This window comes from Streptomyces sp. NPDC002306 (assembly GCF_053593435.1).
This window is the reverse complement of record NZ_JBSFCK010000066.1, coordinates 1-17,034: the sequence shown is the minus strand read 5'-3', so window position 1 is coordinate 17,034 and position 17,034 is coordinate 1. Positions and strand designations below refer to the sequence as shown.

The 17,034-nt window shown below is 67.9% G+C and carries 19 protein-coding genes; 10 read left to right on the top strand and 9 right to left on the bottom strand.

The features are described from left to right. Nucleotides 1-225 precede the first annotated feature (225 nt). The 4 genes from ACWCQK_RS39695 to ACWCQK_RS39680 all read right to left on the bottom strand — a co-directional run bounded on the left by ACWCQK_RS39695 (nt 226) and on the right by ACWCQK_RS39680 (nt 2,428). Entirely contained in the window at nt 226-645 is a 420-nt protein-coding gene (locus ACWCQK_RS39695; protein WP_451163773.1) for a DUF4259 domain-containing protein, read from the bottom strand. A gap of 61 nt (nt 646-706) precedes the next feature. Continuing rightward, the gene (locus ACWCQK_RS39690; protein WP_451163775.1) at nt 707-880 is read right to left on the bottom strand and encodes a hypothetical protein; all 174 of its coding nucleotides are present in this window, start codon (nt 878-880) and stop codon (nt 707-709) included. Between the two features lie 45 nt (nt 881-925). Further along, nucleotides 926-1,387, bottom strand: a complete 462-nt coding sequence (locus ACWCQK_RS39685) for a DUF6292 family protein (protein ID WP_451163771.1) — start codon at nt 1,385-1,387, stop codon at nt 926-928. 33 nt (nt 1,388-1,420) lie between these two features. Next, a complete protein-coding gene (locus ACWCQK_RS39680) occupies nt 1,421-2,428 on the bottom strand; it encodes a DNA polymerase Y family protein (protein WP_451163769.1) in 1,008 nt (335 codons plus the stop codon). An 86-nt stretch (nt 2,429-2,514) separates the two neighbouring features. Here ACWCQK_RS39680 and ACWCQK_RS39675 point away from each other — a divergent pair, with 86 nt between their 5' ends. From ACWCQK_RS39675 to ACWCQK_RS39665, 3 genes are all read left to right on the top strand, one after another. After that, nucleotides 2,515-2,889: a DUF6233 domain-containing protein gene (locus ACWCQK_RS39675; protein ID WP_451163767.1), complete on the top strand. Its 375-nt coding sequence runs from the start codon at nt 2,515-2,517 to the stop codon at nt 2,887-2,889. Nucleotides 2,890-2,971: 82 nt separating this feature from the next. After that, nucleotides 2,972-3,217 carry a hypothetical protein gene (locus ACWCQK_RS39670; protein WP_451163765.1) on the top strand — a complete coding sequence of 82 codons (246 nt, stop codon included), beginning with the start codon at nt 2,972-2,974 and terminating at the stop codon, nt 3,215-3,217. Beyond that, on the top strand, nt 3,214-3,477 hold the full coding sequence (locus ACWCQK_RS39665) for a DUF6207 family protein (protein WP_451163763.1): 264 nt from the start codon (nt 3,214-3,216) through the stop codon (nt 3,475-3,477). Before ACWCQK_RS39670 ends, ACWCQK_RS39665 begins: the two co-directional genes overlap by 4 nt. 297 nt (nt 3,478-3,774) lie before the next feature. On the opposite strand, the gene ACWCQK_RS39660 is transcribed toward ACWCQK_RS39665, so the two are convergent. From ACWCQK_RS39660 to ACWCQK_RS39650, 3 genes are all read right to left on the bottom strand, one after another. Beyond that, nucleotides 3,775-4,890: a tetratricopeptide repeat protein gene (locus ACWCQK_RS39660; protein WP_451163761.1), complete on the bottom strand. Its 1,116-nt coding sequence runs from the start codon at nt 4,888-4,890 to the stop codon at nt 3,775-3,777. 790 nt (nt 4,891-5,680) lie between these two features. Then, nucleotides 5,681-6,304 carry a 2'-5' RNA ligase family protein gene (locus tag ACWCQK_RS39655; protein ID WP_451163759.1) on the bottom strand — a complete coding sequence of 208 codons (624 nt, stop codon included), beginning with the start codon at nt 6,302-6,304 and terminating at the stop codon, nt 5,681-5,683. Between the two features lie 13 nt (nt 6,305-6,317). After that, nucleotides 6,318-7,778 (bottom strand): XRE family transcriptional regulator, encoded by a 1,461-nt coding sequence (locus ACWCQK_RS39650; protein WP_451163757.1) that lies wholly within the window; start codon nt 7,776-7,778, stop codon nt 6,318-6,320. Between the two features lie 322 nt (nt 7,779-8,100). Between ACWCQK_RS39650 and ACWCQK_RS39645 the strand changes: the two genes are divergently transcribed. From ACWCQK_RS39645 to ACWCQK_RS39615, 7 genes are all read left to right on the top strand, one after another. Further along, nucleotides 8,101-8,628, top strand: coding sequence for a DUF6415 family natural product biosynthesis protein (locus ACWCQK_RS39645; RefSeq protein ID WP_451163755.1), 528 nt, complete (start codon nt 8,101-8,103; stop codon nt 8,626-8,628). Nucleotides 8,629-8,957: 329 nt separating this feature from the next. Then, nucleotides 8,958-9,656, top strand: coding sequence for a hypothetical protein (locus ACWCQK_RS39640; protein WP_451163753.1), 699 nt, complete (start codon nt 8,958-8,960; stop codon nt 9,654-9,656). Between the two features lie 66 nt (nt 9,657-9,722). Next, nucleotides 9,723-10,109: a hypothetical protein gene (locus ACWCQK_RS39635; RefSeq protein WP_451163751.1), complete on the top strand. Its 387-nt coding sequence runs from the start codon at nt 9,723-9,725 to the stop codon at nt 10,107-10,109. A gap of 523 nt (nt 10,110-10,632) precedes the next feature. Next, nucleotides 10,633-10,926, top strand: a complete 294-nt coding sequence (gene tgmA, locus ACWCQK_RS39630; protein ID WP_451163749.1) for a putative ATP-grasp-modified RiPP — start codon at nt 10,633-10,635, stop codon at nt 10,924-10,926. After that, nucleotides 10,923-11,870 (top strand): ATP-grasp ribosomal peptide maturase, encoded by a 948-nt coding sequence (gene tgmB, locus ACWCQK_RS39625; RefSeq protein ID WP_451163747.1) that lies wholly within the window; start codon nt 10,923-10,925, stop codon nt 11,868-11,870. The genes tgmA and tgmB overlap by 4 nt, the downstream gene beginning before the upstream one ends. Further along, nucleotides 11,867-12,985 (top strand): ATP-grasp peptide maturase system methyltransferase, encoded by a 1,119-nt coding sequence (gene tgmC / locus ACWCQK_RS39620; protein ID WP_451163745.1) that lies wholly within the window; start codon nt 11,867-11,869, stop codon nt 12,983-12,985. The genes tgmB and tgmC overlap by 4 nt, the downstream gene beginning before the upstream one ends. 109 nt (nt 12,986-13,094) lie before the next feature. Beyond that, complete coding sequence (locus tag ACWCQK_RS39615; RefSeq protein ID WP_451163743.1) at nt 13,095-13,826, top strand: hypothetical protein; 732 nt, start codon at nt 13,095-13,097, stop codon at nt 13,824-13,826. A gap of 472 nt (nt 13,827-14,298) precedes the next feature. Here the strand turns inward: ACWCQK_RS39615 and ACWCQK_RS39610 are convergent, their stop codons facing one another. Then, a complete protein-coding gene (locus ACWCQK_RS39610; RefSeq protein ID WP_451163741.1) occupies nt 14,299-15,090 on the bottom strand; it encodes a helix-turn-helix domain-containing protein in 792 nt (263 codons plus the stop codon). Beyond that, complete coding sequence (locus ACWCQK_RS39605; RefSeq protein ID WP_451163739.1) at nt 15,087-15,467, bottom strand: type II toxin-antitoxin system RelE/ParE family toxin; 381 nt, start codon at nt 15,465-15,467, stop codon at nt 15,087-15,089. The genes ACWCQK_RS39610 and ACWCQK_RS39605 overlap by 4 nt, the downstream gene beginning before the upstream one ends. Nucleotides 15,468-17,034: the final 1,567 nt, after the last annotated feature.

Sequence of the window (17,034 nt, the reverse complement as noted above, 5' to 3'; positions counted from 1 at the left end):
TGGTACTGGTCATGAGGGGGTGATTCTCCTGTCGTGCCCTCTCAGGCTAACCCGACGAAGCGGGACGTCTCACCCAAGGCTGGCAGAGAGGGAGCTGCCCAGCACATGCCACGCATCTGTAGTCACGGCTCCGACGGTAGGCCGCACCGAGGACATGTGCTCTCGAATTACCAACCCGTGGCTTTGTTCACGACTTCGGGTTCTGGCACGGCGTCCGTGAAGCGGTCAGTGATCAGTCCCGGATGTTTCGAGTGCTCGGAGGATCCGTCCCACTTCCTGGCGCCACTGGTCGGCTTCGACGCTGTCCACCCAGCCGGTGGCCATTTCTGATCCGTCCTGGAGAACCCGGTCCAGTGCGAGTCTCGCCGACGCGCAAAGGGAGGCGGGCAGTTTGGGCAGCGGTTCCCTGGGGCCGTCATCGGGGTCAATCACGATGGGGCTGTCCGGGAGGGTGCTAGCGACGAGAGCGCCAGCGGCAACGGCTTCGGCCCCGTCCCCGCCATCGACGCGTTCTCCCGAATCGGTGACTCGCTGGAATGCCCGCCCCAGCACGTCAATAACCTGCTGGTGCGTGAGTCCTTCAAGTCCATCGACGAAGTCTGCGGCGAGGTCGCTGTCGAACGGGCCGGTTCCCCACGTTCCCATGCATGGCTCCTGATACGGCTGTCTCGGACGAAGGCATGGTTCCAGGAGCCACTGACATCGGTCACGGGGCGAGGAGGACCCGCTTGCGGAGCAGTGTAAAACCGGCGCGACCGAACATCTGGCGCTTGAGCATCTTGATCCTGTTGACGTGTCCTTCGACGACGCCGGAGCTCCAGGGCAGGGTCAGGACGGCGATGACGGCGTCTCGGTCGATGCCGGAAGCCTGCGCGGGCACCACGCCTGTGCCAGCGCATCGGCCCGCCCGGCCGACAGACAGGATCTAATCGACCGTGAGGCGGCGGAAAGCGTCGATCGCCGTGCGCGCCTCGCCCGCCCTGTCCCACTCCGCGGCGAACTCCCCCACCGGACGGCACCAGTTACGCACCATGGCGACAGCCACCTCCGCAACATCGTGGGGCGTGGCGAAGACGCGGCGCAGCGGCGTGAGCGGGCGGATCGGGGTGGTGGTGTGGGAGCCGCCGGTCAGGGCGGCAGCCCAGCCGTTCTCCTCACCCCAGTGCAGGCGTACGCCGCCGGGGCCGGCGGTGCGGCTGACATCCCACGCCAGGACGATGTACATCCGCTCGCCGTGCTCGCGCCCCGTGCGGTCGGCCCGCACGCTGCCGGGCGGGATGCCCCGGGCGGTCAGGGCGTCGTCGACCGCCGTCACGTAGGACCAGTGCGGCAGCTCGCAGGGCCAGGTGGGGATCGATCCGGGGGGGGTTGAAGCAGCATGCGCCATGCCCCTTTCACGGCGCCCGGTGGGCGGGCGGGTTCATGAGGCGCGCCGGTGGACGGCGGCGGGACCGATGACACCGGGGCCGAACTTGTCCCGGATGCGGTCGACGGCTGCTTCCGCGACCAGACGGGCCTCGCGCACGTTGTCGAGGCTGATCTGCTGGGCGACGTGGTCGGCGTCGGCCAGGTCCTCGCCCTTGAGGACCAGGCCGGTCAGGCGGCCGCGCTGCAGTCCGGCCCCGTCCATCAACTGGTAGGCGAGGGTGCGCAGGTCGTCGTCGTGCGCGGACGGCTCCTTCAAGCGGCGCGTCCGCTCCCAACTGCTGCCGCCGGCAAAGGTGAGCGTCAGGCTCAGGCCGCGGGCGGCCTGCCCGCGCCGGCGCAGCCGGATGCCGAGCTGCACCACCAGGCCGAGCAGGGCTGCGCGGACGGCCGCGCCGTCCAGGGTGTGGCGGTCGAAGGTGCAGCGGACGGTCGCGGAAGCGGGCAGGGCACGGGCCACGACCGTACGCGGATCGATGCCGCGGGCGCGGTCGGCGGCCAGGCGCCCGGCCTTCCCGCCGAGCAGGCGCTGCACGGTCGCCGCCGGGACGCCGGCGAGCAGCCCGACCGAGTGGATGCCGTGCTCCCGCAGCACCGCGGCCTGGCGGGGGCCGATGCCGTGCAGCGCGTCGACCGGCAGGGCGGCCAGCCAGCCGGCGGCCTGGTCGGGGGTGATGGTCAGGACGCCGCCAGGAGCGGCGATCTGTGCGGAGGCGGTGGCCGCGACGGTCACCGACGGCCCGACGCCGACACGGACGTCGACACCGAGCCGCGAGAGCGTGCGCACCCGCAGGACCTCGCCCAGGTGGTGCGGGTCGGTGCCGTAGTAGGGCAGGGCACCCTTCAGCTCCACCAGAGCCGCGGTCGGCGGCAGGGCCTGCACCACCGGGGACAGCTGCGCCAACTGCTCCAGGACCTCCCGGTAGAGCTCTTCCGGCAGACGGTCCGGGCCCCGCACATGCATCACCACACCCGGCCCGCCCTTCGCGACTCGCGTCCCCATGGTCCTCACCTCCCCCGCCACGCTATCGAACGGAAAATCGAACACGCGACAGCGCGGACAACCGATCACGGCATAGAATCAAAAATATGTTCGATGACCTGCCGCCCGACCTCGAGCGCCTGCACACCCTGCGGGTGTGGCACGCCATGTGGCTGCACCGCATCGACACCAAGATCGCCGCCCTACGACAGCGCCAGGCGGAAGAGGACTACGGTCGGCAGCACCAGCCCACGCCTCCGGAGTGGATCGTCGAACTCGGCATGGGCGCCGGACGGCCCCCCGTCCAGGTCCACGCCGGCGACTGCCACATGGCGGGAGGGCGCCATCGCCCCGTCGACCGCGAGGAAGCCCGCCGACTGCTCGCCACTGGGCTAACCGCCTGCACCCACTGCCAGCCCGACACCGTCCTCGGCATCCTCGACTTATCCGCACGCCCAACTCATGCCACCGCGGCGCGCTGACCGAACACCCGTACCCTCCGGTCCCTATGCTGCGTCCCCGGTGCTCCACCCATCCCACCGCCAGGACCAGGACACCACTGTCATGACCACCGCCACTCCCCCGCCGGTCACCGAGCCGGACCCCTCCACCTTCACCTGCTCCACCAGCCTCGTCGGCCCCTGCTCCGGCTGCCAGCGACACACCCACAAATACGGCAGCGGCGGCCTCCCCCTGTGCCAGTGGTGCATGACCACCGCGCAAGAGGCGTGGGGGCCGACCGTCCGCTTCACCAGCACCCGCACCCAGCCCAGCTCGCCCACGCGGGACGGAGTGTCCCCGGTCGGGTGAACAAGCCGGCCCGGCCGAACTTCCCCGGCCGCCGGAGCGTCTGGCCGTACATGAAGCCGATCAACGACGCACACGTGGCGGAACCCGGCCTGGCCGTGGTCGAGGTCGCGGCCGCCGACGACGCCACCGCCTTCGCCATCCAGGAACTGCTCGCCACCCAATGCGCGATCTCCGCAGCCGAACGCACCACCCGGCACCCGGGCGAGCCCGGCGTCCGGCTCCGCTGTTTCCTCGACCTGCGCCAACAGCCCGACTCTTGATGCGGCTATCGGCTGTCCTCCTCCGGGCACAAACACCGCGGCCCCGGGCTGGAGAGCCTGGGGCCGAAGTGCGGTGGGCTGTGAAGGGCGGTCGCCTACGCGGCGAAAGGCGCCACAGGGCTTCAGCCGAACGATCATCCCTGCAGGCAATAGGTGAGGCCCGGGGACACTGTCCCCTCCACAGCCACGCCCCGTACAACACCGCCCGCCTGCCGTCATTCCCGCCTGTCCGTGGTCCCTGAAACGGCTGCACGGCCTACTGCCGTCTGTCCTGTCGGGTGTGCGCCGGGCTGACCTTCAGAACGGGGGGTCGTCGCTCCAAGCGGTGGTGGCCGAGGCCTGTGGCCGGCGATGCTTGTCCTGGTGAAGGACGGCCACGGCCTCTTCGATGCGGCCGAGGTCGACGAGATACCCGGCCAGGTCATGCCTGTTTGCGGGAACATGGGCGTGGGGGCACAAAACGGCGACGGCCTCCTCGGTGCGTTCGGCACCGGCGAGCAGCACGGCGATGTGTGAGGCCGCGTACCAGGTGGCGCCCTCGGGGTGGGAGCGGGCCTGTGCGATCGCTTCATCGACGCCGTCGCGGGCGGCGATCAGCGACAGCCGTATCCAGTACAGCTCCCAGTCCTCCTCGCCCCCGCGGGCGGCGGCGAGGGCGTCGAGGTGTGCCAGGCCGTCCTCGGGGCGGCCCTGGGCGAGGCAGAGGTCGGACAGAGTATGGAGGATCCAGTCGTCCCCGTTGCGAGCGTCAGCCTGCAGGCGCATCACGTCGATCGCTTCGTTGCCCCGGCCGTGCCGGGCCAGCAGCTGCGCGAGCTCGAAAGCCGAGTTGGGGTCGTCGGCCACGAGTCTGTCGTCCTGCCGGTATGCCGCGATCGCCCCTTCCACGTCGCCGCGCTCCTCCAGCAAACCGGCGAGCTGTTGTACGGCGTACCTCGAGTCATCGGTCGCCGCAGTTGCCCGAAGCTCCTCGAGCCGGCTGTGCCGCGCCAGCAGCACGGCCAGCTGCTCCTGGTTGTTGAGCAGTGTGGTGCTGGCGGTGCGTAGCAGGGCGATCGCCTCGTCGGTGCGTCCCTGGTGCTCGCGGATCTTGGCGAGGAGCCCGATCGCCGTGTCGCGATCGCGGACTCGGCAGCACCACGGAAAGTCGGAACACTGGTGTTCGAACCGGGCGCAGACCAGCGCGGTGGCTTCCTCGTCGCGGCCGGCGGCGGCCGCGACGTCGACCAGTGTGTCGAGGGACAACTCGCCGATGTGCGGGCGCAGCAAGGTGAACGCCTCGTCGGCGCGTCCGTGCCGGGCGAGCAGGCGCGTGTAGAGCTCCAGCGCCATCGGGTGTCCGGCCTCCATGCGGACCCGGGTGATCTCGATCGCGTCGTCGACGCGGCCCCAGCCCTCCAACAGCTCCGCCACGGCCACAACGGCCGTCCATCAGCCAGTCGTCAGGTACGGGGGCGAGCACCTCCAACGCGTCGGCCTGCCGGCCCTGCTCCCCAAGCAACCGCGCCCACGCCAGCGCGCAGAACCACTCCCCGCGTCCCGCGTACAGCTCCACCACGTCGATGTGGCCGTGTTCGAGCAGCCGCGAGACCAGCTCTGGCGGTATGCAGTCGGACCGTGTCCGGGCCCGGTAGTCAAGATCAGTAGCGTCCACGGCCACGCACCATAGCGCTCGGCCCTGACACCTTGCCGACACCACCAGCGGTTTCGAATACCGCACCGGTGGAATGACGCCCCCTGCCATCTGGAGCAGCCGCCTGGACCGCGGAGCGGCGTGAGGTGTACGCCAACGACCAGGGGCTCCGAACAGCCTGATCGCGGTGTCCGGCAGCTCTGACCGATCCAAGGCGGACAAGGACCCGGCGGGCTGGCTGCCTGTACCGGCGGACCGCTGCACGTACGCTGCAGACTGGGTGGCGGACGAACTGCGCTGGAACCTGACAGCAGACGCCGCCGAACGTGGCGCCTTGACCCGCCTCGCAAACCTGCCCGACCGCCACCGTTACCTGCGAGCAGGTTTCGTAAGCGGGCCCTGGGCGGTCTCTTCAGGCACGGGGACTTTGGCCGGACGCGGCCTCGCTGCCCAGGATCCACGCTCGCGCCGCGCCCTCAACTTCACCACTGTGTCGACCTGTAGACAAGGCGCCGTCGCCCAACGGACGACGACTTCGCTGTACGCCCTCCGTGAGGATGGCGCCGTGGGTCACCCCAGTGGGACGGTGGCGTACGTCTGCCACTCATACATCTGCCGGTCGCGGTGCAGCACGATCAGCTCGGCACTGGTGATCCGCGCACGGGCGGGCGTGGCATCGAGGCCCGCCAGGGCAGTCGCGATCGGCTCAATCGGCCCGTCACCGGCGCTGTAGGCCACCGATACGTGAGGGATGAACCCGTCGGCGCGTTCGGGCACTTCGTTGAGGACGTCGCCGATGACCGCGCGGACGCTGTCGCGTACCCGCCGCACCGGCGTGTCCGGGTGGACATGCAGCAGGACGGCCTCCGGGTTGATGACGGCGGGACCGATCTCGGCGTCGAAGGCCGACACCTCGGCGAGTCGCTCCCTGGCAGCAGCCACGATCCTGTCGACGTCCTTCTCGCTCGCCTCCCCCACAAAGCCGATGCCCTGCATGGTGAGGTGCAGCCACTGATCGGGGATCAAGGTGACGGTGTCGCCCAGCGGGGCCAGAGCAGCCCGGTACTCAGCGGCCAGGCGGTGGACATCGTCCTGTCCCTCGAAGGTGAGGTGCCAGGTGTAGAAGCGGCGGCCCACGCTCCAACCGGGCCGCCACCACCAGTGATTCCGCATTGTCTCGGTGTCCGATGTCATGGCCGCGATCCAATCAGGCGGAACCGCCCCCTGGCGAGAGCGCGAGATGTCGCGGAGCGGAGTCAAGACAGAAGGCTTCGATCGCGCCGCGCAGACCTGCCCCGACGGCGCGGGCCTGCCCCTGGTCACAGACCAGCTCGTACAGCCGCTGTGTGACTGGGGCTAGGCGGTTGTCCGGTGGAAGGGAGAGGACCGGGGCGAGTGCTTCGAGTGCTCCCTCGGATTCGCCGGTCGCAAGGTGCGCTGCGGCTTTGCTGATGTGGATCTGTGCCTCGGTGCCGTACGCGCGCACGGGCTGCACCGTCAGGAGGCTGAGGGCGTTGTCGGCGGCGCGCAGAGCCTGCGCCGGCTCACCCACGCGCAGGTGTACCGCGGCCGCATAGTTCTCCTGCCGGGCGGGCTGGCAGGAGAAGAGGCCGCCGATGTCGTCGCTGTCGACCACCGAGTCCCGGACGTCATCGGCGCGGGCAAGCGCGTCCATGGCCTCGCCATAGACGCCCAGCCTGCTCCAGGCATCCGCTTCCTGGCAGGTCAGCAGAACCGCGACGGTACCGGTGGGATGGCAGGTGACGCCACGCCGGGCATAGGCGATCGCCTCGCGCAGGCGTCCGTCCCAGAAGGCGACCTTGGATCGTGTGGACAGTACCCAGGCACGCAGCGTGTCGTGCCGGGCAAGCTCGGCGCACAGCCAGGCGGTGCGTCCCTGTGTGTCTGCCTCGCGGAGCTGCCCGAGGTCGGAGGACATCCACGCAAGCAGACCGCACAGGTATCCGGCCACCATGTACAGGTCGGCGGACTGACGCGGGTACTGGTGGCCCTCCAACAGCGCGAAGGTGCGGTCGCGCAGCTTGCGCGTGAGGTTGAACAGGAGCAGTGGGTCCGAGGTGAGATAGTCGTCGGCCAGGGAGCGGGTCTCGGCCATGAGCTGCTCGATGGCGATGTCGCCGCAGTTCGACGCCTCGGCCCACTGCGCCCAGGTCGCCGACTCGTCGGCGGCCAGGCGCACAAGGTCTGGACCGGTCGGCGTCGCTGCAGGGGGAGCAGTCGCGACGGCGGCCGGCGGGCTCTTGGGCGGCGTGCTGGTGAGGGCGCGCAGGTCGGAGTCCGGCAGGTGCTGCCGGTCGTCCAGGTCCAGGAGGTCGCAAGGACGGCAGCCGTACGCAGCGGCCATGGCAAGCAGCACGGCGATGCTGGGACGTCGCGCTGACGGGCCGGGCCACTTCTCCCACTTGCCGACGAGCGAGGCATCAGCAGCGACGGCCTCGCCGGGGTGCTGCGCGCTGGCCTGCGTGATGCGGTCGGCCGTCTCCTGGAGGGTCCAGCCGCGGGCGTGACGCCATGCCTCGCGGGGCCTCATCCGGTAGCGGGCACGCATCTCGACGGCGATGTCTTCGGCAGTACAGCCTGCGGCCGTCATGCTCTGGCGCAGGGCGTCGCGGTCTTGCTTCGAACCGGGCTTGATCGGGGCACTCATCGCAAGCTCCCTGTAGTGCGGTGTGATCCCAAGGTAGGTGCCGCATCAGCCAGTTGGGCGACCACAGCCCAGCTTCGGCCTCAGAAATCGCCCAACCTCGCCTCAGCGAGGGAGCGCTTCGGCAGGTCAGACGGCTTGCGCTTGTCCAAGAAAGTTGGTCACCGCTGCCCGTGACGCAGAGAGCCGCTCTTGGAACCGTAGGGGAATCGCACTCAGCTCTCCCGAAGAACCCAGCGCGTGAGGCTGCCGATCAAGACGAGCGCCCTGGGCCGTCGCAACGGCCCGAGCGTCGCCGCCGACCCAGCGAGGGAGCGTCGACCCGATGCACAGCACCACCAAGCCCCAGGAAAGTCCCGTGCACGTCAAGGACACCACCCACCACGCAGATCTCCCGGTAATCCGCTGGAACATCGGCCTGCTCCTCCCCCACCACCAGCCGCTCCCCCTCACCGACGACGAACTCGCAGCACTCACCGACTTCCTGCACGAAAACACCCGCCGGCTCATCACCCAGGTCGAATACGCGGCCGCCAGGCGGCCAGCCGACGACGTACCCCGCTACATCGCCCTCGCCTGCACCGCCAAGGCCCGTAACCGGCTCCGTGCGCGGCCCGCACCCGACCGGCACAGCCTGCTCGTCTACGCACGCCGCCTCGCACGTGCCCTGGCCGCGCTGTGCGACCACCACGACGCCCTGGCCGAAGTCTCCATGTGTCTGGCCTGCGACCAGCCCCTCCACCACGACGACCAGACCATCCCCTACGACCACGTCAGCCCCAGCGGCGGCGCAGCACGCGCCGGCCACATCCACGCCCGCTGCGCGAACACCGTCCGCCGCCGCTACCCCTGACCAGCCACCGCGTTCTCCCCCTGCTCCGGGCCATTCCGGGGCCCCACAGCAACCGAAGGGTCAGGGTCGCACCCCCACCCCCGTATCTCCCGTCCCGCCGGACAGCAAGGAAGGACTCCGGCAGGACAGGGCTTCAGCCCCCGCCCCGAGCCCCAACCCTGGACAGGTCGAGCCTCGGGGCGGGCCTCAACGCACCCGCGACCGCACCGGGCACAGCACCCACAGCGCACCGGCGCCGGGCGCAGCATCGGCGACGTGACGCTGTTCCCAGCTCGGCCCAAGCGGCTTGTGCTCCTGCTCCGTCATCCGTTGAAGGGGAAATCGTTCGCATGCCTGCCCGTCCCGCCGACCCGAGCACCACCCGGCTGGTGCCCTACATCACCGGCCGTGAAGGCGAACGCCCCGCCCTGCTCGCCTCCCTGCGCGGTGCCCAAGGCCCCGACGGCCGCCTCCAACTCGCCTACCGCAACGAACAGAACGGGGACCGGGACCTGCGCGGCGTGCTGTGGGGACGCTGCTCCCAAAACATCGGTGCCAACGGCCTGCCCACCGGGCGGCCGCGGTGGCGGATGGTCCACCCCTCCCGGCAGCGCGAATGCATGGAACAGCTGCGCTGCCAGGTCTGCGCCCAACCCGCCCGAACGCGCGAGGGCTACCTCTTCCTCGCCGGACCACACGAAGTACCCCCCGCCGACGCAGTCGTACGCACCGCCCAGCCGCCGGTCTGCCTCCAGCACGCCCGGACCGCAGCCGAACAATGCCCTCACCTCCAAGGCCGGCCCACCGTGTTCCTCGCCCAGAGCGCACCCCTGTACGGCGTCATCGGCACCCCCTACCAGTACGCCCACGGCGGCCTGCGCGCCTTACCCGCCGACGGCCGGGAGGCACTGCCGTACGGACACCCCGGCCTGCGCTGGTACCTCGCCTCCCAACTCATCCGCCGCCTGCGCGCCTACACCCTCATCAACCTCGACGACCTCGGATGCGCCCGTCACCGGGCAGGCGCACAGACCGGCACAAAAGCCTGAACAGCAGGCGGCTCGCCAGGCCCGACCAAGCGCAGAAACTCACCATCCGTCATCAGGAGACACATCGTGTCCGTCGCTTCCGAATCCCCAGCCCGCCCGTTGGCGGCGCCGCAGTTCCTCGAACCGGAAATCACCGACCGGCGCGGGCTCACCTGCCCCAACGTCCACTACGCCAAGGCCGGTCCTGCCGGAGGCCACGACAGCACGAGTGCCAAAAGCTGGACGCCCGTCATCGGCAAGGCCGCCACGATCACGGTGGACAAGGTCCAACTCATCAACAGCGAGCCGGGCTTCGAAGGCGTCGAGAGCCGGTGCGGTGCGCGGCAGGGCGTGCCCGCGGGACTGTGGCGGGTGCCCCACCGGTGCAACCGCCTGGCCTGGAACACCTATGACGTGGTCGTGGGCACGACCGTGCAGGCCTTCCTCCCCGCGATCGGCGAGGTGGCGGCCTGATGCGCACACCGCTTCCTCAGCGTGCGGCGATCCTGGGTGGGCCCGTGCCGGTGGCCGGTGTGGACTTCATGCCGGGCGTCTGGGCCATCGCGGCGGGCGAGGCTGCCACGGACATGGGCGACCTTGCCACGCGGGTGCGCAGCCTGATGGATCTCCAGCAGGGCAGGGTGCTGCCGCTACGGCTCGCCCGACCTGCCGTTCGTCGTCGCCCACGAGGCCGTGCGCGAACTGTGCCCCGTCACCCAGGTCGCCTTCGCCGCGGTCGTCCCCTGACCCCTGTCCGGTGGCCCGGGCCTTACGGCACCGGGCCACCGGACAGCGCAAGACTCCCGGCGCAGAGATGGACAACACCGAACGTCCCCCACGGATCGATCACCGCCCCTGCGCCGGGGACCGACGCGCCAGCCGGCCATATGCACGAAGGACAGGCGGCTGGCGTTGGGCGGGCCCGCGGAGCCGCCCCCGGCTCCACTTCTGCAGCGGGCCCGCCCGCCCACCCTGCAACTCCGACACGAGGAGACGCATGTTTGCCCACTCTGACCGCCTGCCCACAAGCCCCGCGATCCCGCAGGGCACCATCACTCCGCCCCCCTGGGGCCTCAGCCGCATGGCGCCCTACCCGACCGTGGCGCCGGAGCACGCCCGGGTCGAGCTGAACCCGAGCACCCAGACCGCCGTGTTCTTCGACCGCTCCGGCAAGGCGATGGAGATGCCCGGCCACGGCACCAGCACCGGCACCGCTCCGTCCACGGGGACCAGCCCTGACGGGAACGGAAGCACCCAGGACTCCGACACGGGGAGCGACAACGACCAGTGAGTGATCTGCGTCCGGTGTTGGTCGTCACCAGCCTGTACGACCCCACCGCCGACGTAGTGATAGCCGAGCTGTACGACCGGGGCATCCCGGTCGTGCGGTTCGACTCGGGGGACTTTCCCGCATCACTGTCGGTGGAGGCCGAGATCACCCAGGACGGCATCCGGGGGCGCCTCGATACCCCCTCACGCACCGCCGACCTCGACGACATCCGCGCTCTGTACTACCGGCGTCCGACTGGCTTCGCTTTCCAGCACCTCAACGAGCAGGACGCGCGGTTCGCCATCACCCAGGCCCGGTACGGCCTCGGAGGCGTGATCGCGTCACTTCCGAACTGCATGTACGTGAACCATCCTCACTACACGGGTGACGCCGAATTCAAGCCCTCCGGTCTGGCCGCCGCCGTCAAGGCCGGCCTGCAGGTGCCGCGCACGCTCATCACGTCGAACCCTGGCGCCGCCAAGGCGTTCATCAAGCAGCACAGCCCCACGATCTACAAGCCCCTGTCGAACCCCGTGTATCGAATCGACGACGTCTCCTCCGTCGTAAAAATCGCCGAGGTGACCGCAGAGGACATCACCGACGGGGTGGCCGGCACCGCCCACCTGTTCCAGAAGCGCGTAGCAAAAACAGCCGACATCCGCGTGACCGTGATCGGGCGGCACATCTTCAGTGTCCGGATCGACTCCGATCTCCTGGACTGGCGGACCGACTACAGCAGCTTGAGCTACACCCCCGTACCCACACCTGCGCACATCGAACTGGCACTCCACGAGTACCTGGACCACTTCGGGCTCCATTTCGGCGCTTTCGACTTCGCGCTGGACGCCGACGGGCAATGGTGGTTCCTGGAATGCAACCCGTCTGGTCAATGGCAGTGGCTGGAGCACGAGACCGGCCTGCCCATGTGCGCAGCTCTGGCCGACCTACTGGAAAGGAAGCCGTGAGCGACCACGAAAAGCACCTCCGGCAGCTCATCGACAGCATGACCGCCAGTGGCTCGCTGCGATCCCAGCCGTGGAAGGACGCCGCCGCGGCAGTACCGAGGCATGAGTTCCTCCGAAACGGGTTCTTTCGCGTGGTGGCCGGCACGTCGCCGACCGCCTGGGCCCCGGTCCGTGAGGGTGGGGAGGGATGGCTCGAGGCCTGCTATACCGATGAGTCCCTGGTGACGCAGATCGCGGGCACGATCAAGCCGACCGACATCCGCGGCGAGATCCTGCGGGAACCGACCAGCTCGAGCACCCTGCCCTCTCTCGTCCTGCGCATGCTCGAGGACCTCAAGGTGCAGTCGGGCATGAAAGTCCTGGAGATCGGCACCGGCACTGGCTACTCAACCGCGGTGCTCTGCGCGCGACTGGGCGACGACCACGTCACCTCGATCGAGTACGACGAGGAGGTGGCGTTGCGGGCCCGGGAGGCTCTCGGCCGGCTCGACATGTACCCGAACCTGCTGATCGGCGACGGCCTCCAGGGCGGAGAGCAGGGCGAACTGTACGACCGGATCATCGCCACGTGCGCCGTACGCACCGTGCCCACGGTCTGGCTTGAGCAGACCCGGCCCGGCGGGCAGATCGTAACAACCATCGGCGGCTGGCTGAACGCGTCCGAACTGGTGCGCCTGACAGTCCACGAAGACGGCACGGCTTCCGGGCCTGCACTGGGCGGGCAGGTCAGTTTCATGCTCGCCCGACCTCACCAGGCGCCGCCACTGGGCATGCTGCCGGACCTCAGCGCGGGCAAGGAACGCGAGGCCATCATGGGCGCCGATGTCCTGGACGACTGGACGACCCGGTTCGTCGCCCAGTTCGCCGTACCGACCGTGCAGCGTCTGCAGCTGCACAGCGGCGGGCACAAAGAGGACGTCCTCGTCGACACCGAGACAGGGTCGTTCGCCGCACTCTACGACGAGGACGGCCGCTGGATCGTCCGACAGGGCGGCCCTGACCCGCTCTGGGACGCCATCGAGGAGCATCTCAGCCGCTGGCATGCCGCTGGTACGCCAGCAGTGGACGAGGCCACTGTCCACGTGACACCGGCAGGCCAGCGCATCCACTGGTAGGCCGCACGACCGGCTCCGCTCGTCCGTCTCCCCATGGCGGATGGGCGGGGCCTTCCCCTGCGCCGGGGTGCGGTACGCGTCGCGCGCACGTGTCTACTTCAAGCACCGTGTGCGACACGAGGAGCAGGTAGAACACGTACAGGCGCAGGTTCCGCCGCTGTGGGCCGCCGAGATGGACAGCGAGTACGAAAACGCCGAGGCTTCGGCGAAGATCTCACTGGCCGAGAACGGCAGGGCTATACGCCAGATGCGCAGCAACCTCCGGCGTCAGCCCGATCTGGCTCGCTCCCCGCGCGAAGAAGTTGATGCCCGCCTGCTGGGTGTCCTGGTTGGTCTGGAGATGCGGCAACTCCCCGAATCGGACCTTGCGTTCATGAGTGATCTGACAGTCGCGCTGCATATCGACTGCGACACCGCCGAGGACTGCGTCGCGGTCTGGGACTACGCGGCCGCATGCCACGTTTCACAGATGGCCCGCCAGGAGACGACATCGCCCCGGGAGCGGATCGAGAAGCTGGCACGTATCAGCGCCGAGGATCTGCAGACCCTGCGCACGGAAGTGCTCGAGAACATGGACCAGGTATGGATGCGGGCGACCGGAGGGCGCCAGACACGTGCTGCGAGAGACCAGGTCTGGCTGGCGCGGGGTGCTGCCAGCACGCTGATGGAATGGATGAGTGCGCGGGAGGTGCACCCACCTGGCTCCGTCTTGGCCGACCGTTACTTCGTCGAGAGCCTCGCCGACTTGGCACTGCGCTGCTGGATCTCACAAATCCACGCGCTGCTCAGCGACAAGCCAGGTGAGGGGCGCGCGGCCTTCATCGCGCGCACCAGCGGCTGATAACGGCGCTCAGCCCGTGAGCCAGAGAACAGATTGAGCGCGCCACTGCGGCACACTCGGGACGCTCAGCCCCGGATCAGACTGGCCCGGCATGCTGTCCAGGACAGATCCGCAGCCCTTCTTCAGAGGTCAAGGAGGGAACTCTCAAAGCGTCCCATGGCTGATCACCTTTGTTGCGAACGCAGTGACCCTTCTACCGTCCGAAGGGCTGCGGGCTGGCGTCGTCCGGAGACTGCAATACGCTCGCTGCCCAGGTCGGCGACATGCAAGCGAGGTAGAAATGGATTCGGTTCTCCCCTGGCTCACCGTGCCGGATCTCAGTCGACTCATGGACGCTCTCTCGCCACGTCCACGAACTGGCCGCGATTCCGTCACCCACGTACTGAAGTGGTGAGCCTGGAGTTGAACGAGGGCGCACGCCTCATGCGCTCAAGCCCATTCGCAGAGCCGGAGCAGGGTATCGAACTTGTCGTCACGCATCGGCCAAGCGCTCTGCTTCAACTCTCAACTCCGCTGCGAGAGACTGGAAGTGCTTTGTCAAGGACTCCAGCGAAGCATGAAGTTGATGGGCCCGGAGCTCGGAAGATTCTCGCGCTAGTGCCTTAACCATTTGACTGCTCTTGATGAGCTCGCGCATCGCGGGCTCATCGGTTCGTAGCAACGCTGCGCCTACCAGCCACACACCGAGACCTTCTGGCCTGCTGTGCCGGAACCGGACATTGCGTTGCAGCAGCTCGCGGAAGGGCTCTACAGCTCCATGGATGGCAGACATGTCCCGATCAGTGACTACGCCGCCGCCAGTTGGCACAGGCAGGCCAAGACGCGCGGACATCAGGGCGTAGAAAAGCGCCTCGTCATGTTCCAAGGCTTCAGCGATCTGGGGATCCGCAGCTTCATCGGGGGCGACTGCGTTCTCTGGTAGTTCTTTGCCATCAACATTTTCAGGCTCCGCTTGGACAGCGAAAGTCGCCTCGCGAGGGGTGAAGCTGATGTTGAGATCAGCATCCAGTGCTTTCGCCAGTCGGCGCAGCAGTGGAACTGTGGGAACCGTTCCGCCGCCCTCGATCCGGGAAATGGCAGGCTGCTTCATTCCTGCACGCGTGGCAAGCTCTGTCTGGGTCAGACCAAGCTCAGCCCGGCGGTCGTAGACCATCTGCCCGAGGGTGAATGCGAGACTCGCATCCTCGTAGTCCTTCTCGTGTTCGTTGTCCGGGACGGAGGCCAGCCGCTGGGAGCGGGCGGCCCTCCAACTGGAGTGATTCACGACTGCTCTCCTTCCTGCTTAGCGCGGCTGTAGTCATGAGCGGCCTCTTCCAAGTGCTTGGCTTCACACTCCCGCTGTGCTGCTTCAGCGCGGGCTACCTCGGCGCTCTCATTCTGCTTGGTCTTGCGGAACACGGTGAGGAGCACGATCCGCTGTCGCGGAGCGAGCCAGTAGGTGATGCGTTGGGCGTTAGGGCCCAGATGGAACCGCAGCTCGCGAGTCTTCCCGCCGAGATGCCGGGAGTAGGGCTCACCCAGCGTCGTCGGAGATGCCGCCAGTCGCCCGACGATGAAGTCGACCCTTGCGAAATGCTGGTCCGAGAGGGTGTCCAACCAGGACCTCACCTCGGGCTCCAGCTCCACCTCGTACGCCACCATACCTCAGATGATATATACCGTCGGCGCTATATTCCAAACCCCCAGGTCACACGCCGTCCAGGCTTCTGCCGCACAGGGAGCCATGCGCAGTGACGATGGTTGCGCGGGCCGCACGGAGGACCCGGCACCGCCGCTCGGTCCGACGGGAGAAGGGGGAATCCGGCCCTCGGCCTGGCCGCCGGCCGGCCGCCGCGGCGCAGCGGCGCAGCGGCGGGATCGGGAACCTGAGCGGCCAGGACCTTCTCCACCACCGGCAGCAGCGCCGGCCACCGCCTGGAGACAGTGGCCTGGGAGACTCACCCCGTTGACACATCGAGGTGAGTAGTAAATCCTCACTCGCGAATCTGCCGAAATTGGCACAGTTGCTGAGGTCGGCAGAGCCGCACGTGCGCTTGGATCGTTGCTCCAGTTTGGGGCGCTGCGCCCCGCGGCATTACTTGGCGAGTCACAGTAGACGTGAATAGGTACCTCTTTTTGTCCGGCAATAAAGCGTACTGACGGTTTTCAAGCCGGAATCTCGAGAATAGCAGATGCTGGAGTTCGGTGATGGCAAGAAATAAGAAATGTTTTGCGAGAATGCTTGTATCCGTACTGACGCTAGGAATGGTAGGAGTTGCCGTCCCGGCGCATGCCCAATACGGCCCTGCCTGCAGCAGCACCTACCAGTCGTTTCCCGGAAAGGCTCTTGTTGCAAGATTCGAAGTCTGCCTATTCGAATACCAATCTGAGGGTCGGCAGTACAAAGAAGCGCGTTTCGAGCTCCGCGGGGTCGACAATCCTGATCCAAATTCCAGGAGCCCTCTCGGGGATATTCATCTCTCTCAAGTCTCTGTAGGCGTTGAATTCAACAGTGGTTTACTGCGGAGGCTCTATTCTGGCGCTACCGTCACCAATGGTGCTACGCAGTGGATGTACAGCTATCGCGAGGAGGATAATCTTAAGGATCAGGACCTGGAAAGGGCGGTGGTATCGTTCAGGTATGTCGGGACGGGGCAGCCTGCAACTACCGTGCTTACATCACCCTACGCGTCTTGATGAGTCTTCGAAGTTAAGCGGTGCGCGTCATTCTGGGCTCTGATCGGTTGTCACATCCGGTGATCAGTAAGCTGTTTGCAGGCCCAGAAGCCTATTCACGGGGTCTCACCAGCCTTTCTTGTAGAAGGCGAGGGCCAGGGTCTTTGAGAAGTGGCAAGGTGGGCGGTTCGCCCGCTGAGAGCTGGGATGCGACGGCTTGTCGGCTTCTGTCGGAGGCGCCCCTGGACGCAGAACAGGCATGGCCGCTGGTGATCATGTGGGTGTCGAGTCCGTATGAGGTGACTCGCCGAGTAGCCGAGGGGATTCTCACCCCTCGGCCCTCACAGATCCGTACGTGACGATCTCTCGTCATACGGCTCTTGTCGTTCTGGTCACCAGACGCGGGGGGCGTGGGTGGTCCAGGCCCAGTGGGCGAAGAACCGGGGTCGTCGTGCGACCAGGGTCTTTGAGAAGTGGCGAGGTGGGCGGTTCGCCTGCTGAGAGCCAGGATGTGACGGCTTGTCGGCTTCTGCCGGAGGCGCCCCTGGACGCA

Bases quoted from the DNA above. Each gene is read 5' to 3' on its own strand.
- ACWCQK_RS39695 (WP_451163773.1), bottom strand. From the start codon at position 645: ATGGGAACGTGGGGAACCGGCCCGTTCGACAGCGACCTCGCCGCAGAC.
- ACWCQK_RS39685 (WP_451163771.1), bottom strand. From the start codon at position 1,387: ATGGCGCATGCTGCTTCAACCCCCCCCGGATCGATCCCCACCTGGCCC.
- ACWCQK_RS39680 (WP_451163769.1), bottom strand. From the start codon at position 2,428: ATGGGGACGCGAGTCGCGAAGGGCGGGCCGGGTGTGGTGATGCATGTG.
- ACWCQK_RS39675 (WP_451163767.1), top strand. From the start codon at position 2,515: ATGTTCGATGACCTGCCGCCCGACCTCGAGCGCCTGCACACCCTGCGG.
- ACWCQK_RS39670 (WP_451163765.1), top strand. From the start codon at position 2,972: ATGACCACCGCCACTCCCCCGCCGGTCACCGAGCCGGACCCCTCCACC.
- ACWCQK_RS39655 (WP_451163759.1), bottom strand. From the start codon at position 6,304: ATGACATCGGACACCGAGACAATGCGGAATCACTGGTGGTGGCGGCCC.
- ACWCQK_RS39650 (WP_451163757.1), bottom strand. From the start codon at position 7,778: ATGAGTGCCCCGATCAAGCCCGGTTCGAAGCAAGACCGCGACGCCCTG.
- ACWCQK_RS39645 (WP_451163755.1), top strand. From the start codon at position 8,101: ATGCACAGCACCACCAAGCCCCAGGAAAGTCCCGTGCACGTCAAGGAC.
- ACWCQK_RS39640 (WP_451163753.1), top strand. From the start codon at position 8,958: ATGCCTGCCCGTCCCGCCGACCCGAGCACCACCCGGCTGGTGCCCTAC.
- tgmA (WP_451163749.1), top strand. From the start codon at position 10,633: ATGTTTGCCCACTCTGACCGCCTGCCCACAAGCCCCGCGATCCCGCAG.
- ACWCQK_RS39605 (WP_451163739.1), bottom strand. From the start codon at position 15,467: ATGGTGGCGTACGAGGTGGAGCTGGAGCCCGAGGTGAGGTCCTGGTTG.